Origin of the sequence: Rhizobium sp. BK275 (genome assembly GCF_014193555.1) — a bacterium.
Lineage (GTDB): Bacteria > Pseudomonadota > Alphaproteobacteria > Rhizobiales > Rhizobiaceae > Rhizobium.
On the sequence record NZ_JACHZL010000007.1, the window covers coordinates 132,489 to 152,658 of the forward strand.

Below are 20,170 nucleotides of genomic sequence, written 5' to 3' on the forward strand. Positions count from 1 at the left end.
TTTGGCCAAGCTGCGTTGGTATTTGCAAGCAAAAAGGAGCCTTGCCGATGCCGCCGTCAGAGACATCCGTGATCGATTGGCTGCTTGCCTCCGACCCGGCCATCCGCTGGCAGGTGCTGCGTGATCTCTTCGATGCGCCGGAGCCTGTCTGGTCCGCCGAGCGGCAGAAGGTAGAGCGGGAAGGGTGGGGTGCCGAGCTGCTGTCCTATCAGGATGCGGACGGGCAATGGGCGGACGGCTCCTTCGTGCCCAGCGATTTCACGCGCGAGGAATGGCAGGCGACCGGCCAGCCATGGACGGCGACGAATTTCTCGCTGACGCAGCTTCGCGAGTTCGGGCTCGATCCGGGCTCCGAGAGCGCAAGGAGAACGGTCGCGCTCATCGGCGCCAATTGCCGCTGGGACGAGGGCGGGCAGCCCTTCTGGGAGGGCGAGGTGGAGGAATGCATCAATGGCCGTACGGTCGGCGACGGCGCCTATTTCGGCGTCGATGTCTCGCCCATCGTCGAGAGGCTGCTCGGCGAGCGACAGGCCGATGGCGGCTGGAACTGCGAGCGGGCGAATGGCTCGGCGCGCTCGTCCTTCCACACGACGATCAATGTGCTGGAGGGACTGCTGGAATATGAGCGGGCGACCGGCGGCACGGTGCAATCGCGCGAGGCAAGACGGTCGGGCGAGGATTATCTGCTGGCGCGGCATCTCATGCGCCGGCTCAGCAATGGCGAGCCCGTCGATGATAAATTCATGCAGTTCCTGCATCCGAACCGCTGGCGCTTCGATGTGCTGCGGGCGCTCGATTACTTTCGTGCGTCAAGCCTGCTGACAGGGGCTGCACCTGATATGCGGCTGAAGGAGGCAATTGAATACCTCCGCTCGCGGCGCCTCGAAGATGGGAGCTGGCCGCTCGACTGGCGCTTGTCCGGCAGGGCCTGGTTCGTGATGGATGACGGCGAGGGAGAGCCTTCCCGCTGGGTGACGCTCAGGGCGCTGCGCGTCTTGAAATGGTGGGATGGCTGGATGGCTTCCCTTGCGTAATGCCACCAAGGAATTCCGCATTATCACATTAAAACCGTGGCTTAAGCCGGTGTGCTGAAAGCCTGGAGCCTGGTCTCCAACTCTTCCATCGTATCGAGAAACCAGCAATCCGTGCCGCGATTGGTCTCATGAACGAAGCTTCGCAGCGCCTGGCTGCCGGCAAGCTCGGCGTCGATATTGCCGATGACGGCGAGGCGCAGCCGGTAGTTCACGAATTTCTGAATCGTGGCGCCGGCAATGCCTGAGCGGAGGTTCAGAAAACCTTCGGGCAGGCATTCGACCGGCAACACCACCCAATCGACGGCTTCACCGAGGGCATGGCCGATCAGGTCGTCAAAGCCACTGTCGGCAGTCAGCCGCGCGCCATCCGGATTGCGGAGGAACAGGCGAAAGCCGTGGAGAAGCCTGATGTCGGGGTGCACGGAATATCCCTCTCGTTTCGACGGACGGCCTGTCGATCAGCACGAACGTCTGTCCGGTTGGGACATGGGTCTTCCGTTGATGTGCGTCAATGCCTGATGTGGGTCATGGAGACAGGCTTGCTTCGTCATCAACGGAATGGAGGCATCCATGGACGAGACGATCAGAAAGACGATTCAGGCGATATTGGACGGTCAGCGCATCATGAGCGTTGCGACGCTGCGGCCGGATGGCTGGCCGCAGGCGACGACGGTCGGTTACGTCAATGACGGGCTGACGCTCTATTTCCTCTGCGGCCCAGACAGCCAGAAGGCCGCCAACATCGCGCGCGACAACAGGGTGTCGCTGACAATCAATCCGGATGCCGGCCAGCTGATGGAAATCACCGGCCTGTCGATGGCGGCGCATGCGGAGAAGGTGAAAGACCCTGACGAGGCGGACAGGGTGTTGCGGCTCATGCCGGCGAAATATCCGGCTCAGGAAGGTCTGTCGATCTCAATGCCGACGCGGGATCAGATCTGCATCTTCCGTGTCGTGCCGAAGGTGATTTCCGTGCTCGATTATTCCAAGGGGTTCGGGCACGCCGATCTCGTCACGCTCTGATGCGGAATGCCGCGCAAAACCCGGCAGCCGCCGAGATGGTCGACCATAGCGAGACGATCCGCCAGCCGCTCGAGACATTCAAGCAGGTGGTCTTTGACACATTGCTGCACGGCAGGGCACAGCGAAGCCTATTTACCTCAGTTAAGGAGAAATTTCCGTTCGGGATCGAGCATTTACCATCTTTGCCGGCACCACAGATCGGCAACAGTTTCAGCTTAATTCCGACATGTTCTGCCTGAAATTTCCGGCATCTACACCGGGCGGGGAATCAGATGCCGGGCATTCTCATTGCCACCTTGTTGGCGACTGTTGCGGCCAAGGCGCCGATGGAATTTGCAAGCGGTGATCTTCTCTTTTCGGATTGCGGCGGCTCACGCCAGTTCGTGACCGGTTATGTCTCCGGCTGGCTCGACAAATGGAACCGGGATGAGTTTCTTGCGCGGCGCGCGCTTGCCGATGCAGTTCCCAGTTCGAGGGCGATGGTCGACTACGCCTATTTCGGCAAGTCGGTCGGTGTGAATATCTGCCTGCCGGCTGGCACGACGGCGATCGCCATCGGCGACATGCTCTGCCGCTTCCTGCAGGACAATCCCGATATCCGCGGATCTCAAGGCAACGACCTGCTGATGACCGTCATCGCCAGCCGCTACACCTGCCCGGTGGAATAAGCGTCAGGCATTGCTGACCAGGATGGCGCCGCCGATGATGAGCAGGGTGCCGGGGACAAGTTTCCAGAGATCGACCTGCGATGCCTCGCCGAGGAAGATCGCGCCGACGGCAAGCGTCACCAGCACGTTGCAGCTCCAGATCGGCGCGAGTTTCGAGACCGGAACGCCATAGGTGAAGAGCGCGTAGCTGATGAGACCGGTGCCGAGCGCAAAGCAGATGCCGGCAAGGGTGGCGAAGCCGATACCGGTCGGGGTCCAGGGCGCGGGGCGCCAAATGACGGCGGCAATTGCGCCCGTGATGGCCAGCGTCAGCCCGAACGTGATGAGATAGGCGGATGAGCCGGCGCCGGCTGTCGCACTCTGCTTCTGGAAGATGGCTGTGATGCCCCAGAAGACGGCGGGGGCCACGCCGCCGACGAACAAGGGCCAGAATGCACTCATCGCAAAACTCCTGTCGCACCTGATACGCTAGAGCGCCGTGCGTCCAATCGGACGCACAAAGGACGCTTTATCCCTTTGAATCTACGCATCAGGCTTTCCGAAAATCGATTCCGATTTTCGGGCCGATGCTGTAGGGCTTTCGGAAAAGCCGATCGGGATTGGGTGCCACCAGACTACAGCGCCGCGCGTCTTTTCAGACGCGCAAAGGACGCTGTAGCACTTTGAATTTCTGCATAATTTCATCCCTAAATCGATTCCGATTTCGGGAATTATGCAGTAGGAGTTTCTTCTTGTTCTTTGTGGTCTTGTTGTTGTGTCGAAGCTTGGCAGATTTGGCCGGTCTCGTCCAGCAGCCTCGTCGATGCGTCAGCCGGTCTTGCCGGCTTTGGCCGATGCCATGGCGATCTCACCGATTTCGGCGAGCGTCACCTTCCGGAATTCCCGTTCCAGCGTCTGTTCGGCGCTTTCGAAGGCGTGCTGCAGTTTGGCATTGGCGGCGCGTTCGACAGGGCAGGACGGGTGATCGTTGGAAAGTGGCGCGTCGAGGATGGTTTCGCCTTGCAGGGCGCGTTGCACATCGAGAACGGTGATGTCTTTGAGCGGCCTTGTCAGCGACCAGCCGCCGCCGCGGCCGCCTTCGGATTCGACAATGCCGTATTGGCGCAGCGATGCCATGGTGCGGCGAACGACGACAGGATTGGTGTTGAGCATCTGGGCGATGCGCTCGCTCGTTTCCCGGCCGCCCAGCAATCCCATATGGACGAGAACATGGATCATCCGCGCCAGTCTTCCGTCTTGTCGCATCTGTGCTTCTCCATAGCGTAACAAATAGTGTTACGGTCTATTGACTCCTGTTTTCTGTAACGTAAAAAGATACGGAATAGAAGGTTCAACACCGTCCGGATGCGATTTTTCCGGGGGCGGCAGCCCTGATATCGAGGAGGCAGAGATGCAGCAGCGCATGATTGAAACCGCAACCTTGAGGATGAACATCTGCGAGGCCGGCCAGGGGCCGCTGGTGCTGCTCTGCCATGGGTTTCCTGAGACCTCATATGCCTGGCGCCATCAGCTCAGCGCACTTGCCGAGGCGGGTTTCCATGCGGTGGCGCCCGATATGCGCGGTTATGGCCGGACGGAAAGCCCCGATACGATCGGCGCCTACACGGTCTTCGATCTCGTGGCCGACGTCGTGTCACTTGTCGATGCGCTTGGCGAGGAAAAGGCCGTTATTGTCGGCAATGACTGGGGTGCAACGGTTGCCTGGCAGGCGGCGCTGATGCGCCCGGACCGGTTTCGCGGCGTTGTCGCCATGAGCGTGCCTCTCATCGGCCAGCCGCCCGTGCCGCCGACGAGGATCTTTCCGGCGACGCCGGATCACCTGCTTTATGTGCTCTACTTTCAGGAACCGGGATTGGCGGAGGCCGAGTTCGAACGGGATGTGGAGTCTACACTGCGCAAGATCTACGCCGCCGCCAGCGGCGAGGCCGGTGCGCGGCTGCCGGGCGACGGAACGCCCAATCCCTTCGGCATGGTGTCTCGCGCCTCCGGCCTACTTGCCGATCTGCCGGAAAGCGAAACACTTCCCGGCTGGCTGCCGCAATCCGATCTCCAAATTTTTGTCGATGCATTCAAGGCATCGGGCTTTCGCGGCGGCCTGAACTATTACCGCAACCTCGACCGGAACTGGGAATTGCAGAAGGCTCTGACGGGGTTGAAGGTCGAGATCCCCTCGCTTTTCATGGCCGGCGAACGCGATACGGGCCTTGCAATCCCCGGCATGCGGGAGATTATCGCTACGATGCCGGCGCTCGCGCCTCGCCTGAGAACGACACAGTTCGTGCCCGGTGCGGGCCATTGGCTGCCGCAGGAGCAGCCGGACATCGTCAGCAGCGCAATGATCGATTTCGTGCGGGGTTTGTGACGGGCTCTCTTTTTTGAATCTACGCATCAGGCTTTCCGAAAATCGATTCGATTTTCGGGCAGATGCTTAGCGCCTGTCTTCCAGCATCGGGTCGAGAACGGCGATCAGTTCCTGGCTGCCGACTCGGCCGTCGGCGATTGTCTGGAAGATGCCGGGGCCGATGCCGCAAGGCAGATGCGGTTGTTAATCCCGCATCCGCAGCTCATCCGTCTGCATCTGCAGCGAACCCAGCGTTTCCAGAAAACTCATGCCGAGCAGGCTCTGGTCGAGCCTGCCATCTTCGGCAACCGTTGCTGCGACATTGCTGCGCACGATCGGGCCGATCGCCACCTGATCGAGGGTAACCGGGGCGGCGCGGGTGCGGCCGTTGGCGGTCATCACGGTCATGGAATAGGTGAGCTGTTTCGGATCTATGCCGATGCGCAGCGCATCCTCATGCGAGAGCGCCACCATGCTGGCGCCGGTATCGACCAGCATCGGCACGGACTGGCCGTTGACCGAGACCTCGGCTTCGAAATGGCCGTTCAGCATCTTGTGGACGATGACTTCCTGGCCGCCCTCGCTGGTCGTAACGACGACGGCGCGGCCTGGCACGAGGCCGGCTAGCAGACGGTTGCCGACACCAAGCGCATCCTGCCGGTAGAGATAGGCGGTGGCCAGCGCCAGGATGATGACGAGCCAGATCATGAATTGCCGCAGGGTCTGGCCTATGTTTCGACGGCTGCCCCAAATGCCGGCTGCCAGCATGAGGGCGATCGGCAACAGGTAGACGAAGCGGCCGAAATCGTCATTTGCCAGCCCGAAAATGCGGCTCTGGTCGCTGTTGAAGAGCAGGACGGCAAGGCCGATGCCGATGACGGCGAGCAGGAGGATGAGGCGCATCAGCCTGTCGTCTCCAGGATTTTCGTCGATTCGGAAGCAGGGGCGGCGAGGCGGGCGGGCAGATTTTCCATGATGGCTTCGCGCTCCTCGTCGGAAAAGCGCATCCAGCCGGCAATTTCATCCGTTGTGCGGCCGCATCCGGCGCAGAGACGAGTGAGAGGATCCAGAGAGCATACGCGGATGCAGGGTGTTCGCATGGGCGATATATCGGGATTTCAGAGGGCCATGGCAAGGGCGCAGAAGGCTGCGACCTCGCAAATCTGCTGGGTGGCGCCGAGCGTGTCGCCGGTGTGGCCGCCAAGCCTGCGGCGGATGAACCAGGTGAAGGCGAGAGCGGAAAGGCCTGCGCCTAGGAGGACTGAGACGAGCGGTTGAAGACCGAGCGCCGGCCAGATGAGGATTGCCGTCGCAAAACCTGCCGTGACGAGGGCGATCTGCATCGTCACCTCGGCGGGGCTTCCTGCGGAAGCCGCGAGCCCGTCCGGCTTCGCGGCGGGAAGGCGCTGCCAGTGCCAGGCGATCGCTCCACGGCTGAGGGCTGCAACGGCGGGAATGGCAAGCGCTGCGGCAAGGGGCGATGCTTCACGGGCAATCGCTGCAAGGGCCGACGCCCTGAGTGCGAAAGAGAGGATGAGGGCAATGGCTCCATAGCTGCCGATGCGGCTGTCCTTCATGATGATAAGGCTCTGCTCGCGCGATTTACCGCCGCCGATACCATCGGCCGTATCGGCAAGCCCGTCCTCATGCAGCGCGCCGGTCAGGATCGTCTGCACGGCGAGTGCCACGAAAGCCGCCATCAGCCGGTCGGTGCGAAACGCCAGCATCACGAGGAAAACGAGGGCGGGCAGGGCGCCGATGACGAGACCGGCAAGCGGGAAGACGCGGACCAGCCGGCCAAGCTTGCCGTCATAGCCGGCAAACAGCCATGGCGGTACGGGAATGCGGCTCAGGAAAGCCACGGCGCGCGCGGCATCGACCACGATGGCTTTTATCATTCCTGGGATCATTCTCCGCGGTCCCCCGTCTCTCCCCAGCGCCTATGTCTCCCTGCTGCTTTTGGCGTTGTTTGCTTTTTCACATTGTTCGCCTGAGCCGCTCGCTTTAAGAGAGTCGCCACGCTAACAACCCGATTTGCCGGGAAAAGACAAGAATACAAGGAAAGCCATTCAGATGAGCGTTTCAGGCCTGCCGTTCGACGATTTTCGCGCCCTTCTTCGCGACCTGCCGGGACCGGACGCCCGCGCATTGGTCGCCGCCCGCGAACGCGACGCGCAGCTGACGAAGCCGCCGGGTGCGCTTGGCCGACTGGAAGAGATCGCTTTCTGGCTCGCCGCCTGGACGGGCAAGCCGCCCGCCGTCAACCGACCGCTGGTCGCGATCTTCGCCGGCAATCATGGTGTCGTGCGGCAGGGCATCACGCCTTTCCCGCCGGAAGTCACGCAGCAGATGGTGGAGAATTTTGCGGCCGGCGGGGCGGCGATCAACCAGATCTGCGTCGCCTATGATCTCGGCCTGAAAGTCTTCGACCTGGCCCTCGATTACCCGACCGGCGACATCACCCAGGAAGCAGCACTGACCGAGCGCGACTGCGCCGCGACCATGGCCTTCGGCATGGAAGCGATTGCCGGCGGCACGGACCTGCTCTGCATCGGCGAAATGGGCATCGGCAACACGACGATTGCGGCTGCGATCAACTATGCGCTTTATGGCGGCACGGCGCGTGACTGGGTCGGTCCGGGCACTGGTTCGGAAGGCGAGATGCTGGAGCGCAAGATCGATGCCGTCGAGCGCGCCGTGGAGCTGCACAGCGATCACCTCGACGATCCCCTTGAGATCATGCGCCGGCTCGGCGGGCGCGAGATTGCTGCCATGGCGGGCGCTATTCTTGCGGCGCGCATGGAGCGTATTCCGGTGCTGATCGACGGTTATACGGCAACCGCTGCCGGCGCGATCCTGCGGGCGGCCAACCCGTCTGCGCTCGACCATTGCCTGATCGGCCATGTTTCTGCCGAACCCGGCCATCTGCGGGCCATCGAACAGCTCGGCAAGACGCCGCTCCTGGCGCTCGGCATGCGGCTTGGCGAAGGCACGGGTGCGGCGCTTGCCGCCGGTATCGTCAAGGCGGCTGCCGCCTGTCATTCCGGCATGGCAACTTTCAGCCAGGCCGGCGTTTCCGGCAAACACTAAGGCTTGAACTTCAGCTCACGGAAGCGGGGGCGAACTGTGGCAGGCCGGCTCCCGCCACCGGGGAAGGTGAAGTCCGCTTAGCGCACTGATCCATGGTCGACGCGGATCGGGATTGCGCCAACAACATATTCTGGGCCGGGTACGCGGGTGAAACGTCACCGTGCTCGACGCCCCGTGGCGCGTTTTCAGACGCCTTGACGTAAGATGCCCGGTATTGTCAGGATTTATTGACTTGGATCAAGGATCATCGGCGCGAAAAGCTCCAACATCCAACATATCGTCATAGCTTCATGGACAGTTCCATCGGAGGGCTATCATGGCAAATACGATCCTTCACCCCGGTCCCGAGGCATCGTCGTCGGCGCTCGTGCGCGTCTCTGTACCGGTGCTTGGCGCGACCCTTGCCGCTTTCGCAACCATCTCGTTCGTTCTATGCATGCTCCTCGGCTTCGTCGTTCCTGAATGGGGCCTGCACAGGCCGTGGCTGCAATTCTACCAGGGGCTGACCGGCTTCGATCTTCGCAGCCTGCTGCTGGGCATCCTTCAAAGCGTCATCTTCGGCGGCTATGCGGGTGCATTGATCGCCGCTATCTTCAATTTCGTCAGCCGTCGCTTCGGCTGATCACGGGAACGGAGCCGCACACATGGCCGCCGACCGCCGCAGGTTCGCTTTGATGAACGCAGCGCTGACCGTCCTGGTCGCGCTCGCGCTTCTGTTCGCGCCAACGGCAGGGGCGACGGCGATGCAGTGCCGCGAACGCCCTATTCACGTTCACTACGGCGTCGAGCAAAGCTTTGTGCAGAAAGACGTCAAAGCCTCGCTCCCGGGCAGTTTTCACACTCCCGATCATAAGAGCTGCTGCACCGTTTCGTGCGGCTTCTGCGTCGTCCTGATGACTATCGACAGAACGGAAGCCCCAGCAGCCAGGGGCTCCGTCCTCCATTTCGCATGGGGTGACCAAACCGGCAGCGGCCTGTCGCCCCCGCCCACGCTCGGTCCTCCTCGTCTTTCGGTCTGAGATGCCGAAGGCCGCTTTGTCGCGGCGCTCGGCCAGTTCCGCGGGCGCCGCAGGCAGCCCCAGACCAATGGTCGGCTTGCCGACCTGGAAGCTAGGATCAAATAGAATGAAACGCCGTGATTTTCTAAACGGCCTGACAGTCGGCGCAGCAGCGCTCGGCATGTCGGCTGCGCTCCGTCCTGTCAGCAGCTTTGCACTGGACGGCAAGTCTTCACCCGCACAGGAAGCGACACCCCGCATCCTCTCCATCGGCTACCGGACCATCGATGTCAAAGGCAGGTCCGCGCGCGTCTTCGGCCTCGTCCAGCCTGACGGCAGGCAGGGACTGGCGCTTGACGCCGGAACCGATTTCGACGTTGCCCTGTCGAGCGCCATCGACGAGCCGACCCTGATCCATTGGCACGGATTGACGCCGCCTTGGGACGCCGACGGCGTACCCGACAATCCGGCCGCACTCATCAAGCCGTCCGAAACCCGCCGCTACACATTCCCGGTCGGCACAGGCGGCACGCACTGGATGCATGCCCATACGCTGCAGGAGCAGAACCTGCTTGCCGCGCCGCTGATCGTGCGGACCGCCGAAGATTTGAAGCGTGATGAGCAGGAGGTCGTCGTCCTGCTCCACGACTTCTCCTTCCTGTCGGCGGAGGAACTGCTGACGAAGCTCAAGGGGAATGCCACACATGGCGCCATGGCCATGGGCCACGGCGCGATGCAGGGAATGGCCGGCATGCAGCACATGATGTCAGGCAATACCATGGCGGGCATGGCCATGCCGGGAATGGCGGCCATGGACATCAACGATATCGATTACGATGCCTATCTTGCGAACGACCGCACGCTCGACGATCCCGAGGTCGTCACCGTCGAGAAGAGCGGACGTGTTCGCCTGCGCATCATCAACGGTGCCACGGCGACAGCCTTTACCATCGATACCGGCGGCCTTGCCGGAGAGCTGGTCGCCGTCGACGGGCAGGGCGTGCAGCCGGTCGTCGGCACGGCTTTCCCGGTCTCTATGGGCCAGCGCCTCGATATCCGCCTTAGCCTTCCGAAGGACGGCGGGGCCTTTCCAATCCTTGCCCTGCGCGAGGGAGCCGCGGAACGGACGGGCGTCATCCTCGCCAGCGCGGGCGCTGATATCAGCAGGATTGCGGTCAAGGGCGAGGGGAAGGGGCCGCTTCTCGGACTGGATCTGGAACGGCGGCTGCGTCCCGTCGGCCCGCTGGTGATCCGCGCGGCAGACCGCCGCTTCGAACTCTCGCTGACGGGCGACATGGCGGCCTACACCTGGGGCATTGACGGGGCGGACGGTCTCGTCGTCAAGCGCGGCGAGCGGATCGAAGTCGGGATCACCAACATGTCGATGATGGCGCATCCGATGCACCTGCACGGCCACCATTTCCAGGTGATCGGTATCAACGGAACGCCAGTCGCCGGCGCGGTCAGGGATACGGTCCTGCTGCCGCCGATGACGAGCGTGGTCCTCGCCTTCGATGCCGACAATCCCGGTCGCTGGCCGCTCCATTGCCATCACCTCTATCACATGGCGACGGGCATGATGGCCTATGTCACCTATGACGGCGTCGGCTGACGCGGTCCCCCGGACCGCGAGGCCTTTCCCGAACTCCCTCGAACGAGGCATCCTCATGAACGACAACCATTCCTCACCGGCCTGGAGTACCTATAGCAGGACCGTTTTCATTGCCTTCGCTGTGATCGCCCTAGGACTCGTTGCCTATGAGCATCGCGTGCACCTCCTTGGCATCCTGCCCTGGCTCCTCATCCTGGCCTGTCCGCTGATGCATCTGTTCATGCATCACGGTCACGGTGGTCATTCCGGACACTCCGGTCACGGCCATGCCGGCCATGGGACCGGCACCGTACGGCAGAAGGGAAGGGAGGCAGGCGATGTCTGACACCTCAGCCTATGGACTCTGGAGTTTGGTGATCATCAATTCCGTGGTGTTCATCATCTTTGCCGCCAGCTTCACGAGGCTCGAAACCAAGCTGGACTGGCGTTCGCTCGGCGCCTTCTCCGCTTTCATCGTCGCGCTCTTCACGGAGATGTACGGCTTCCCGCTGACCATATACCTGCTGTCCGGCTGGCTCGGGCGGTATTTCCCCGGCGTCGACTTCTGGTCGCATGATGCCGGTCACCTGCTGGAGATGATGTTCGGCTGGCGGGTCAATCCGCATTTCGGGCCGTTCCATCTTGCGAGCAACATCCTGATCATCGCCGGCTTCTGGCTGCTCGCTTCGAGCTGGCATGTGCTCTACGCCGCACAGCAAGAGCATCGCCTGGCGACCACTGGACCATATGCCCGCGTCCGGCATCCGCAATATGACGCCTTCATCGTGATCATGACGGGATTTCTGCTGCAGTGGCCGACGCTTGTGACGCTCGCCATGTTCCCGGTTCTGGTCTGGGTCTATGTGCGGCTTGCGAAGCGGGAAGAGGAGGCCTCCAGGGCGGAGTTCGGAACGGCGTGGGATGTGTACGCCAGAACCGTTCCGCGCTTTATCCCAAGGCTTGGCCACGGCGCAGGCGCCGCCGGAAGCCATCGGGGAGGGGCGATTCATGACTGATCACCACGCTCATGAGGGTCATGCCCATGGTCATCACCATCACGATGAAGAGAAGCCCGCGGCAAAGGCGGGTGTCGGGGCGACGCCTGGGGAAGGTGTGATCTACACCTGTCCGATGCATCCGCAGATCAGGCAGATCGGCCCCGGCACCTGCCCGATCTGCGGCATGACGCTGGAGCCGGAGGTCGCTATGGCCGAGACGGGGCCAAGCGCCGAGCTCGTCGACATGACGCGCCGGTTCTGGATCGGCCTCGTCCTGACGCTGCCGGTCCTCGCACTGGAGATGGGCGGTCATCTCACGAACCTGCATATGCTGCTCGGCGCGCAGCTTTCGAACTGGATTCAGCTTGTCCTGGCAACACCGGTCGTGCTCTGGGCGGGATGGCCGTTCTTCGAACGAGCCTGGGCCTCACTCGTCAACCGTAGCCTCAACATGTTCACGCTGATCGCGATGGGAACGGGCGTGGCCTGGATCTACAGCGTCGTCGCAACGGCCGTGCCCGGCATCTTTCCGGACACTTTCCGCGCCGCCGATGGCTCCGTCGCGATCTACTTCGAGGCGGCCTCCGTCATCACTGTCCTCGTGCTGTTGGGGCAGGTGCTGGAACTCAGGGCGCGGGAGCAGACCGGCGGCGCCATCCGGGCGCTGCTCGATCTTGCGCCGAAGACCGCCCGCCGCATCAGGGACGACGGTTCGGATGAGGACGTCGGGCTCGACGTGGTTGTCGTCGGCGACCGCCTGCGGGTGCGGCCGGGCGAGAAAGTGCCGGTCGACGGTGAGCTCATCGAAGGCCGAAGTTCCGTTGACGAATCCATGATCACAGGCGAATCCATGCCGGTCACCAAGGAGGTCGGCGCCAAGCTGATCGGCGGCACGCTCAACCAGAGCGGTGGCTTCGTCATGAGGGCTGGCAAGGTCGGGCGCGATACCATGCTCTCCCAGATCGTGCGCATGGTTGCCGACGCCCAACGCTCCCGCGCACCGATCCAGCGCCTGGCCGACCAGGTCTCGGGCTGGTTCGTTCCGGTGGTGATCCTCATCGCCGTTGCCGCCTTTATCGCCTGGGGCATCTGGGGGCCGGAACCGCGCTTCGCCTATGGCCTCGTCGCGGCTGTCGCCGTGCTGATCATCGCCTGCCCCTGCGCCCTCGGCCTCGCCACGCCGATGTCGATCATGGTCGGCGTCGGGCGCGGCGCCAGCATGGGCGTCCTCATCAAGAACGCCGAGGCGCTGGAGCGCTTCGAGAAGATCGACACGCTGGTGGTGGACAAGACCGGCACGCTGACGGAGGGCAGACCGAAGGTCACGGCGCTGAAGACCGTCGGCGGCTTCGACGAGGTTGAATTTCTGAGGCTGGCCGCCAGCCTTGAGCGCGCCAGCGAACATCCTCTTGCCGCGGCCATTGTCGCCGCGGCCAAGGAAAGGAATCTTGCGCTGGGCGAGGCTCGCGAGTTCGACAGTCCCGTCGGCAAGGGGGTTACCGGCACGGTCGACGGCAAAAGGCTCGTCATCGGCAGCCACCGGATCATGAGGGAAGCGAGTGTCGACCTCTCGGCCCTCATGGCGGAGGCCGAGACGCTGCGCGGCGAGGGGGCGACGGTGATCTACGTCGCCATCGACGGCAAGGCAGGCGGCCTGATTGCGATCGCCGACCCTGTCAAGGCGACCACGCCCGAGGCGCTGCGCTCGCTGAAGGAGGAGAACATTCGCGTCGTCATGCTGACGGGAGATAACAAGACGACAGCGCAGGCGGTGGCGAGAAGGCTCGGCATCGAGGAGGTCGAGGCGGAGATCCTGCCGGAGGACAAGGGCAAGGTGGTCTCACGGCTTCGACGCGAAGGACGCGTCGTCGCCATGGCCGGCGATGGGGTCAACGACGCCCCCGCACTTGCCGCCGCTGACGTCGGCATCGCCATGGGGACAGGCACCGACGTTGCGATCGAGAGCGCCGGCGTCACCCTGCTGAAGGGCGACCTGCAGGGCATCGCCCGGGCGCGCAAGCTCAGCCACGCGACCATGAGCAACATTCGCCAGAACCTGTTCTTCGCCTTCATCTATAACGCCGCCGGCGTGCCCGTTGCCGCCGGCGTGCTTTATCCAGCCTTCGGGCTGCTGCTCTCGCCGATCATCGCGGCGGCCGCCATGGCGCTCTCTTCGGTCAGCGTCATTGGCAACTCGCTGCGACTTCGGCGCACGTCGATCGACTATAGCATCGGCCCGAAAATCGGAATCGATTTTCGGAAAGCCTGATGCGTCGATTCAAAGAGTTAGAGCGTCCTTAGTGCGTCCGAATGGACGCACGGCGCTCTAGGTGTCTGGCGGCGCGTCCGCCTGCCACTGCCACGACATTCGAATCCGTCCTGCTCCGCTTCAGGAAGCAGGCGTGGGTACTGACCAAGCCAAAGGAGAAACGACATGAGAATGACGAGCATTCCAAACGCGGTCCTGCTGGCCGCGCTGATCGCGATCGGCGGACCCGGTTCCGCCTTCGCGCAGACGAACGAGACGGATTCCCATCATCCCTTGAACGTATCACAGGCGGCCCCGCAATCGGGAATGGGGGGCATGATGGGACAAGGCCAGGGAGGAATGTCGGAAGGACAGGGCATGATGCCTGGCGCAATGATGGGCGGGAACATGATGCAACGCGGCATGATGGGCGGCGGGATGCCGATGATGCGCGGGTTCATGATGAAGGTCATGTTCGCGATTGCCGATACCGATGATGACGGCTCGCTGTCCTTCGAGGAAGTGACGGCCATCCATAAGCGGATATTCGACGCCGTGGACGCGAACAATGACGGCAAGGTCACGCCGGAAGAGATACGGGCGTTCTGGCTGCCATAGGCTCCGGTTTGGATTATCCGATGCTTGAACAGGAAGAGCGGCGGAGGCTACCTGCCGCTCTCGGGCGGACACCTATGTCCGGCCGGTGCATTGCTTGCGCTTGGACCGGGGACACGATATCTGCGTATGCGCTCATGAATGAAAGCGCCGGCGCAAGGATCGGCGCGGAAGAATCGAGGCGCCGTTGACGCAACCTGGGACGAAACCTGCCGTGACCAAGGAGACGGGCTTTCGCCATTTCATGGCTGCGGCCGGCTATTCCTGGGCCGGATTCCTGCGGGTATTCCGGGAAGCGGCCTTCCGGCAGGAGCTCGGCTTCTTTGTCGCGGCGCTGATCATGCTTCTCCTCGTCGGCGCCGATGCCACGGAATTCGTCGTCACGACCCTGCTCTTCCTCGGGCTTTTTTCCATCGAGGCGATGAATACGGCCGTCGAGGAAGTGATCGACCGGATTTCACCGGAGATTTCCATCGTCGGCAAACATGCAAAGGATCTCGGCTCCTTCGCCGTGACCTGCATGATCGCCGCCTGCTGCCTTTACCTCGGCTTCGTCATCTGCAGGCACTTATTCTTCTAAAAGCATTAGATCGCGAAAGATGCTGCATCGAGCACCGCACTTTCGATTGTCCAGGGCATGGCCTTCAACAAGGCAGATATCCGCGCCGGAGATATCTACCGAGATGCCTCCAGGCGGCGGTCGTCAAGCAAAATGCTCAGCCATGCCTGGGACGCTTTGTCTGCTCCTGAGCCGCCGATATGGCAGTCGTCATAACGGTCATCTTCGGTAAGGAGGGAGTCGGTATTGACACCCTCGCGAAGACCATTGCCGCTCTTGGACAGAGCCCGTTGCGCATGGACAATTGGGTTTTCCGGTATGTGGACCTTAAACCCGCCGTTGCTCGGCTCCAGGCATTTCGAGGCGATGGTGATGTAAACGGGCGCATTGACGTCCTGTCCGCGAAGGGTATCGACCATTGAAAGAAATCTATCCTCATAATCCGGCGCGCTTGTACCCATGACCAAATCGGCTTCCCCCTGCACCCAGATGACATCAGTGGGGCGATATCCCACTCGTTTTAGTCGTTTTAAGGTATCGACCAGCTCGCCATTGAGGTCACCCCCTTTTGCCCATCGCGCGACCTCGGATCCAGAATAGGCCAGCGGTGCGATGACGACTTTGTCGTATCGACCAGACGCAATCAAAGAGTTGCCAAGCGATGTCCAGTATTCACCTTTTGTATCGGTCGCTCCAAGTAACGGTGATGCTGCAATGAAGCAGCGGCTGTCAAAGGCGTTGATAACTCTGTCACCGTAAGCCGATCTATGCCGTTGGCCGCCGTCATTTGCAGCGTTGGATTGTCCGAGAACCAGCAAAACTGCAGTGCGATCGGTCTGTATCGGACATGGTACGGCAGTCTTTGTCTCATCAGCGATGAGGCGATGATTGTCGTCGAACCCGTAGCGACTTGGTGATGGGGGTTCGGTTCCAACGACCTGTTGCTTCACCGCCGAGAGTTGCGGCCATGGAAAGATGTCGTGCCTCGCACTCATGCCGCCAAGGACGTACAAGGCAAGCAGAGCCATCAAGCCCAAAACTACTCGCTTAACCATAGCGCTACCCTTTACTCAATGACAACAAACATTCGTGGCCCAGGGGCGTACTGGCGACCGTGCCTTTCCTCGACTTGAAATAGATTTGGCGCTCAAGTGGTAGTCACAGTGACCGCACAAACCAAAGCCTTCGCGCGCGCCAGAATCGAAAGCGCGCTATTCGCCGTTCCTTGCAAATGCTGAAGCGCACGATGTCGCCGCTCTGGATAGGTTTTCAAAAAACAAATCCAGCCAATTCATGTCGTGCGTGGGTCTTGCCAGACTATAGACGCGACTGAGGATTACAATTACGCCGATAGTATTAGTAGTCACACTTATGGATGACAGGGAGTGTGAATACATAAAATGGCGCGGGCAGGTGTGATCGAGGTTTTCTCACGTGATAGACGAAGAGGATGTCGTGACTACGATGGCTTGTCGACAATGAACCTGTATCTCAATTCATGGTCACCGCATGCCGTGCTAATGTCTGGCGCTCTGTGAGCGCCGCCGCATCGTCTTTCGAAGAAAAACGGAAATGCTCCAGAGAAGGAAGAGCATCAGGCGAAGCTCTTGCGCTTCTTGGCGACCGGCTGGGCTTCTTCCACGGCCGGGATGCTCTGCAATACGCGTTTGGCCGGCAGGATGGCGATGACTTCGGTGCCTTCGCGCAGCTTGGATTTCAGGATGAACTGGCCGTCATGCTTGGCAAGGATCGCCTGGACGATCGGCAGGCCGAGGCCGGTGCCCTGTTCGGCGCTCTTGATGGCGATCGAGCCCTGACCGAAAGCCGACAGCACGACCGGAATTTCGTCTTCGGGAATGCCGGGGCCGTTGTCCCTGATCGAGATGTACTGGCCGCCGCCGGCCGTCCAGCCGACCTTGACGTTGATTTCTCCACCCTGGGGCGTGAATTTAACGGCGTTGGAAAGAAGATTGAGCACGACCTGGCGCATGGATTTCTCATCGGCCCAGATCGCCGGAAGCTGGCGCTCGACCTGATCGTGGATGGTGATGTTCTTGGCGCGTGCCCGAAGTTGCACCATGCCGATGCAGTCTTCGGTGATATCGAGCAGCGAGATCGCCTCTTCACTCAACTCGTACTTGCCGGCTTCGATGCGCGAGAGATCGAGGATTTCGTTGATGAGATCGAGCAGATGCTGGCCGGAGCGATGGATATCGCCGGCATATTCCTTATAGGTCGGATTTGCGAGCGGCCCCATGACCTCCGCCGACATGACTTCGGAGAAGCCGAGGATGGCATTCAGCGGCGTGCGCAGCTCATGCGACATGGAGGCGAGGAAGCGCGACTTGGCGAGGTTTGCTTCCTCGGCGCGGCGGCGGGCCTCGTCGGACATGGATTTCGCCACTTCCAGCTCAGCGATCAGATCATCCTTTTCCGACTGGAAGGAGAGGATCCTCAGGCTGAACTGGAAGAGCCGGTCGCTGATGTAATTGAAGAAGACCACCGTCGTGGTGAAAACCGCGGCTAGGCAGAGTTCCAGGATATCGCCTGACAGGCCGCTTTTTGCGGCAAGCGCCACGACGGCAGGCGCGAAGCCGACGAGTACGGCGGGCGTCAGCATGAAATTCGACATGGTCGTGACCGACAGTGCGATCAACAGGCTAGCGCCCTTGTAGAGCGTGAAGCTCGAAGGTTCGCAGGCCGAACAGCTCTGCAGGGCAAAGATCGCCCAGCAGCAGCCGATCAGGAACTGGCCGCCCAGCAACAGGTTGCGCCAGCGGCGCACAGTCTCTGCGGTAATTTCCCGCTTCCGGGCGCGGCGGGCCAGAAGAATATTGACGGCGTGACAGGTCAGCGTCAGCAACGCCCAGAAGAACAGGCTCGCATCCTCTATGAAATAGGTGCCGAGTGCTGCGACGATGATGATGAAGAGCGGCATGATCGCCGCGCCCTGCAGCACTGCAGTAATATACATCTGCAGCACGTCACGATCGAAAGCGGAGCTGGAGGCATGGCCGGACTGCAGGCGTTCGCGCGTCTGCCGCACGGCCCTGGAAACCGCCTTGTTGCGGTGGCCGCGCGATTTGTCGACAATGATCTTGTCGGTCGATGTGCTGACGCCGGTACTCATGTGTACGTTGAAATTTGTCCCGCAGATGAATAAGAGCTTAACCGGAAAGTCTTAAGAAGATGTTTGCCATCTTTGCCAAGGGTTTGTTTTGCAAGGAGGCAAAAGCGTGGCACGGCTTCTTGTGTTGACCCGAGACGGTGCAACCGCGCTGGCTTTTCTTGCTCTCGTTGCATTAATTGCGGCCAAGCTTAATGACAGGCCCGACATCCGGCACCGGGGCGCTTTTCACGCCGCCGATGGCGACAGCCTCGTTCTTAATGGCGAGCGCATGCGGCTTGATGGCATCGATGCGCCGGAACTGTCGCAGACTTGTGAGCGGGCCGGGCAGGACTGGGCGTGCGGCAGGCAGGCCCAATACACGCTGCAGCAGCTGGTTTCTGACAACAGTACTCAATGCGGCGGAAACGAGCGCGATCGCTACGACCGGCTGCTGGTCACGTGCCGGAATGATGCCGGCAATATCAATGCGCGCATGGTGGCCTCCGGGATGGCGGTTTCCTATGGCAGCTACCGGCAGGAGGAAGGGCAGGCGAGGGCGCAAAAGCTGGGGCTCTGGGCCGGCCGTTTCGACATGCCGCGCGATGTCAGGGATCAGGCTCGGCATGAAAGCTCGGGTTTGCAACGGCTGATCGGCGAATGGACGGGATGGTAGTGAACAGTGCATTGAACGAGGAGCGGCTGGACGGGCTGCGGGCCGAGATTGCTGCCTGCCGGATCTGTCGCGATGCGCCGCTGCGCGGGATCGACGACCGGTTGCCGCACGAGCCGCGGCCGGTTGCCGTGCTCTCGTCGCGCGCCCGTGTGCTGATCGCAGGTCAGGCGCCGGGGTTGCGCGTGCATGAAAGTGGGCTGCCGTTCGATGATGCTTCCGGCGACCGGCTGCGGCAGTGGCTGCAGGTGGACCGGCCGACCTTTTACGACCGGGATCGATTCGCGATCGTGCCGATGGGCTTCTGTTTCCCAGGTTATGATGCCAAGGGCAGCGACCTGCCGCCGCGGCGTGAATGCGCGCCAATCTGGCGGGAGCGCGTGCTTTCGGCCATGCCGCAGATCGAGCTGGTGCTTGCCGTCGGTGGTTATGCCCAGGCTTGGCACATGGGCGCAGCGAGGCGCGAAAACATGACCGAGACGGTACAGGCTTGGCGCAGCACTCTCACCGTACCGGGCAAGCCTGCAATTCTTCCGCTGCCACATCCGAGCTGGCGCAATACGGGCTGGCTGAAGCGGCATCCTTGGTTCGAAGAAGAGCTGTTGCCGGAACTGCGCCGGCGAATCAAAATGCTTGTCTTCTGAAACAAAATTCTTTTCGTCAGCCGGAATCGCGCTATACAGAGAAAATAAATTCGAAAGGGACTTCGTTTCGCATGGACCGCCTCGACCGGAAGATACTGCGCCTGCTCCAGGAAGATTCGACGCTCGCCGTTGCCGACCTTGCCAAGAAGGTCGGGCTTTCGACGACGCCATGTTGGCGGCGTATCCAGAAGATGGAGGAAGACGGTGTCATCCAGCGCCGCGTGGCGATCCTCGATCCGGAAAAGGTCAACACCAAGGTCACGGTCTTCGTGTCGATCCGCACCGCGACCCATTCGATCGAGTGGCTGCGCCGCTTCTCAGAGGTCGTGGCGGAATTCCCGGAAGTGGTCGAATTCTACCGCATGAGCGGCGACGTGGATTATCTGCTGCGCGTCGTCGTGCCCGATATCGCTGCCTATGACGCCTTCTACAAGCGGATGATCGCCAAGATCGAGATTCGCGATGTCTCGTCTGCCTTCGCGATGGAGCAGATCAAGTATTCGACGCAGCTGCCGCTCGACTACATGCTTCTCGAAAACGCCAAGTCCAACGAGGACTGAGCAGGGCAGGCGCCCTAATACA

At 61.6% G+C, this 20,170-nt stretch carries 24 protein-coding genes; 16 read left to right on the top strand and 8 right to left on the bottom strand.

Annotation, left to right across the window (positions count from 1 at the left end; translation table 11 throughout):
- Positions 1 to 47: 47 nt before the first annotated feature.
- A complete protein-coding gene (locus tag FHT82_RS21820) occupies positions 48 to 1,034 on the top strand; it encodes a squalene cyclase (protein WP_183734771.1) in 987 nt (328 codons plus the stop codon).
- 41 nt (positions 1,035 to 1,075) lie between these two features.
- Here FHT82_RS21820 and FHT82_RS21825 read toward each other — a convergent pair whose 3' ends face one another.
- The gene (locus tag FHT82_RS21825; RefSeq protein ID WP_210276861.1) at positions 1,076 to 1,456 is read right to left on the bottom strand and encodes a DUF4180 domain-containing protein; all 381 of its coding nucleotides are present in this window, start codon (positions 1,454 to 1,456) and stop codon (positions 1,076 to 1,078) included.
- Positions 1,457 to 1,604: 148 nt separating this feature from the next.
- Between FHT82_RS21825 and FHT82_RS21830 the strand changes: the two genes are divergently transcribed.
- Entirely contained in the window at positions 1,605 to 2,057 is a 453-nt protein-coding gene (locus tag FHT82_RS21830) for a pyridoxamine 5'-phosphate oxidase family protein (RefSeq protein WP_183734772.1), read from the top strand.
- Between the two features lie 272 nt (positions 2,058 to 2,329).
- Complete coding sequence (locus tag FHT82_RS21835) at positions 2,330 to 2,725, top strand: Rap1a/Tai family immunity protein (RefSeq protein ID WP_183734773.1); 396 nt, start codon at positions 2,330 to 2,332, stop codon at positions 2,723 to 2,725.
- Between the two features lie 3 nt (positions 2,726 to 2,728).
- On the opposite strand, the gene FHT82_RS21840 is transcribed toward FHT82_RS21835, so the two are convergent.
- A complete protein-coding gene (locus tag FHT82_RS21840; protein ID WP_183734774.1) occupies positions 2,729 to 3,166 on the bottom strand; it encodes an EamA family transporter in 438 nt (145 codons plus the stop codon).
- A 366-nt stretch (positions 3,167 to 3,532) separates the two neighbouring features.
- Positions 3,533 to 3,970 carry an Rrf2 family transcriptional regulator gene (locus tag FHT82_RS21845; RefSeq protein ID WP_183734775.1) on the bottom strand — a complete coding sequence of 146 codons (438 nt, stop codon included), beginning with the start codon at positions 3,968 to 3,970 and terminating at the stop codon, positions 3,533 to 3,535.
- A gap of 145 nt (positions 3,971 to 4,115) precedes the next feature.
- On the opposite strand from FHT82_RS21845, the gene FHT82_RS21850 reads away from it, so the two are divergent.
- Positions 4,116 to 5,087, top strand: a complete 972-nt coding sequence (locus tag FHT82_RS21850; RefSeq protein ID WP_183734776.1) for an alpha/beta hydrolase — start codon at positions 4,116 to 4,118, stop codon at positions 5,085 to 5,087.
- A gap of 183 nt (positions 5,088 to 5,270) precedes the next feature.
- Here FHT82_RS21850 and FHT82_RS21855 read toward each other — a convergent pair whose 3' ends face one another.
- Genes FHT82_RS21855 through FHT82_RS21865 form a run of 3 tightly spaced genes read right to left on the bottom strand, consistent with a single transcriptional unit; the run spans position 5,271 to position 6,964 of the window.
- On the bottom strand, positions 5,271 to 5,972 hold the full coding sequence (locus tag FHT82_RS21855) for a TIGR02281 family clan AA aspartic protease (protein WP_183735089.1): 702 nt from the start codon (positions 5,970 to 5,972) through the stop codon (positions 5,271 to 5,273).
- Positions 5,969 to 6,166, bottom strand: a complete 198-nt coding sequence (locus FHT82_RS21860) for a DUF1289 domain-containing protein (RefSeq protein ID WP_183734777.1) — start codon at positions 6,164 to 6,166, stop codon at positions 5,969 to 5,971. The genes FHT82_RS21855 and FHT82_RS21860 overlap by 4 nt, the downstream gene beginning before the upstream one ends.
- Positions 6,167 to 6,184: 18 nt before the next feature.
- Positions 6,185 to 6,964 carry an adenosylcobinamide-GDP ribazoletransferase gene (locus FHT82_RS21865; RefSeq protein ID WP_183734778.1) on the bottom strand — a complete coding sequence of 260 codons (780 nt, stop codon included), beginning with the start codon at positions 6,962 to 6,964 and terminating at the stop codon, positions 6,185 to 6,187.
- 175 nt (positions 6,965 to 7,139) lie between these two features.
- Between FHT82_RS21865 and cobT the strand changes: the two genes are divergently transcribed.
- The 9 genes from cobT to FHT82_RS21910 all read left to right on the top strand — a co-directional run bounded on the left by cobT (position 7,140) and on the right by FHT82_RS21910 (position 15,186).
- On the top strand, positions 7,140 to 8,156 hold the full coding sequence (gene cobT, locus FHT82_RS21870) for a nicotinate-nucleotide--dimethylbenzimidazole phosphoribosyltransferase (protein WP_183734779.1): 1,017 nt from the start codon (positions 7,140 to 7,142) through the stop codon (positions 8,154 to 8,156).
- Positions 8,157 to 8,472: 316 nt separating this feature from the next.
- Complete coding sequence (locus FHT82_RS21875; protein WP_183734780.1) at positions 8,473 to 8,778, top strand: hypothetical protein; 306 nt, start codon at positions 8,473 to 8,475, stop codon at positions 8,776 to 8,778.
- Positions 8,779 to 8,800: 22 nt separating this feature from the next.
- Entirely contained in the window at positions 8,801 to 9,175 is a 375-nt protein-coding gene (locus tag FHT82_RS21880; RefSeq protein WP_183734781.1) for a hypothetical protein, read from the top strand.
- Positions 9,176 to 9,281: 106 nt separating this feature from the next.
- Positions 9,282 to 10,766, top strand: coding sequence for a multicopper oxidase family protein (locus FHT82_RS21885; RefSeq protein ID WP_183734782.1), 1,485 nt, complete (start codon positions 9,282 to 9,284; stop codon positions 10,764 to 10,766).
- Between the two features lie 55 nt (positions 10,767 to 10,821).
- On the top strand, positions 10,822 to 11,091 hold the full coding sequence (locus tag FHT82_RS21890; protein ID WP_183734783.1) for a DUF2933 domain-containing protein: 270 nt from the start codon (positions 10,822 to 10,824) through the stop codon (positions 11,089 to 11,091).
- Positions 11,084 to 11,761: an isoprenylcysteine carboxylmethyltransferase family protein gene (locus FHT82_RS21895; protein ID WP_183734784.1), complete on the top strand. Its 678-nt coding sequence runs from the start codon at positions 11,084 to 11,086 to the stop codon at positions 11,759 to 11,761. Before FHT82_RS21890 ends, FHT82_RS21895 begins: the two co-directional genes overlap by 8 nt.
- Entirely contained in the window at positions 11,754 to 14,012 is a 2,259-nt protein-coding gene (locus FHT82_RS21900) for a copper-translocating P-type ATPase (protein WP_183734785.1), read from the top strand. The genes FHT82_RS21895 and FHT82_RS21900 overlap by 8 nt, the downstream gene beginning before the upstream one ends.
- 165 nt (positions 14,013 to 14,177) lie before the next feature.
- Positions 14,178 to 14,609, top strand: coding sequence for an EF-hand domain-containing protein (locus FHT82_RS21905; RefSeq protein WP_183734786.1), 432 nt, complete (start codon positions 14,178 to 14,180; stop codon positions 14,607 to 14,609).
- A gap of 241 nt (positions 14,610 to 14,850) precedes the next feature.
- Positions 14,851 to 15,186, top strand: a complete 336-nt coding sequence (locus FHT82_RS21910) for a diacylglycerol kinase (RefSeq protein ID WP_183735090.1) — start codon at positions 14,851 to 14,853, stop codon at positions 15,184 to 15,186.
- Between the two features lie 95 nt (positions 15,187 to 15,281).
- Here the strand turns inward: FHT82_RS21910 and FHT82_RS21915 are convergent, their stop codons facing one another.
- Entirely contained in the window at positions 15,282 to 16,220 is a 939-nt protein-coding gene (locus FHT82_RS21915) for a sialate O-acetylesterase (RefSeq protein ID WP_183734787.1), read from the bottom strand.
- A gap of 539 nt (positions 16,221 to 16,759) precedes the next feature.
- Positions 16,760 to 18,295: a HAMP domain-containing sensor histidine kinase gene (locus FHT82_RS21920; RefSeq protein ID WP_183734788.1), complete on the bottom strand. Its 1,536-nt coding sequence runs from the start codon at positions 18,293 to 18,295 to the stop codon at positions 16,760 to 16,762.
- Between the two features lie 106 nt (positions 18,296 to 18,401).
- Here FHT82_RS21920 and FHT82_RS21925 point away from each other — a divergent pair, with 106 nt between their 5' ends.
- From FHT82_RS21925 to FHT82_RS21935, 3 genes are all read left to right on the top strand, one after another.
- Positions 18,402 to 18,947 (top strand): thermonuclease family protein, encoded by a 546-nt coding sequence (locus tag FHT82_RS21925; RefSeq protein WP_183734789.1) that lies wholly within the window; start codon positions 18,402 to 18,404, stop codon positions 18,945 to 18,947.
- Entirely contained in the window at positions 18,941 to 19,588 is a 648-nt protein-coding gene (locus FHT82_RS21930; RefSeq protein WP_183734790.1) for a uracil-DNA glycosylase family protein, read from the top strand. Before FHT82_RS21925 ends, FHT82_RS21930 begins: the two co-directional genes overlap by 7 nt.
- Before the next feature lie 71 nt (positions 19,589 to 19,659).
- The gene (locus FHT82_RS21935) at positions 19,660 to 20,148 is read left to right on the top strand and encodes an Lrp/AsnC family transcriptional regulator (protein ID WP_183734791.1); all 489 of its coding nucleotides are present in this window, start codon (positions 19,660 to 19,662) and stop codon (positions 20,146 to 20,148) included.
- Positions 20,149 to 20,170 lie beyond the last annotated feature (22 nt).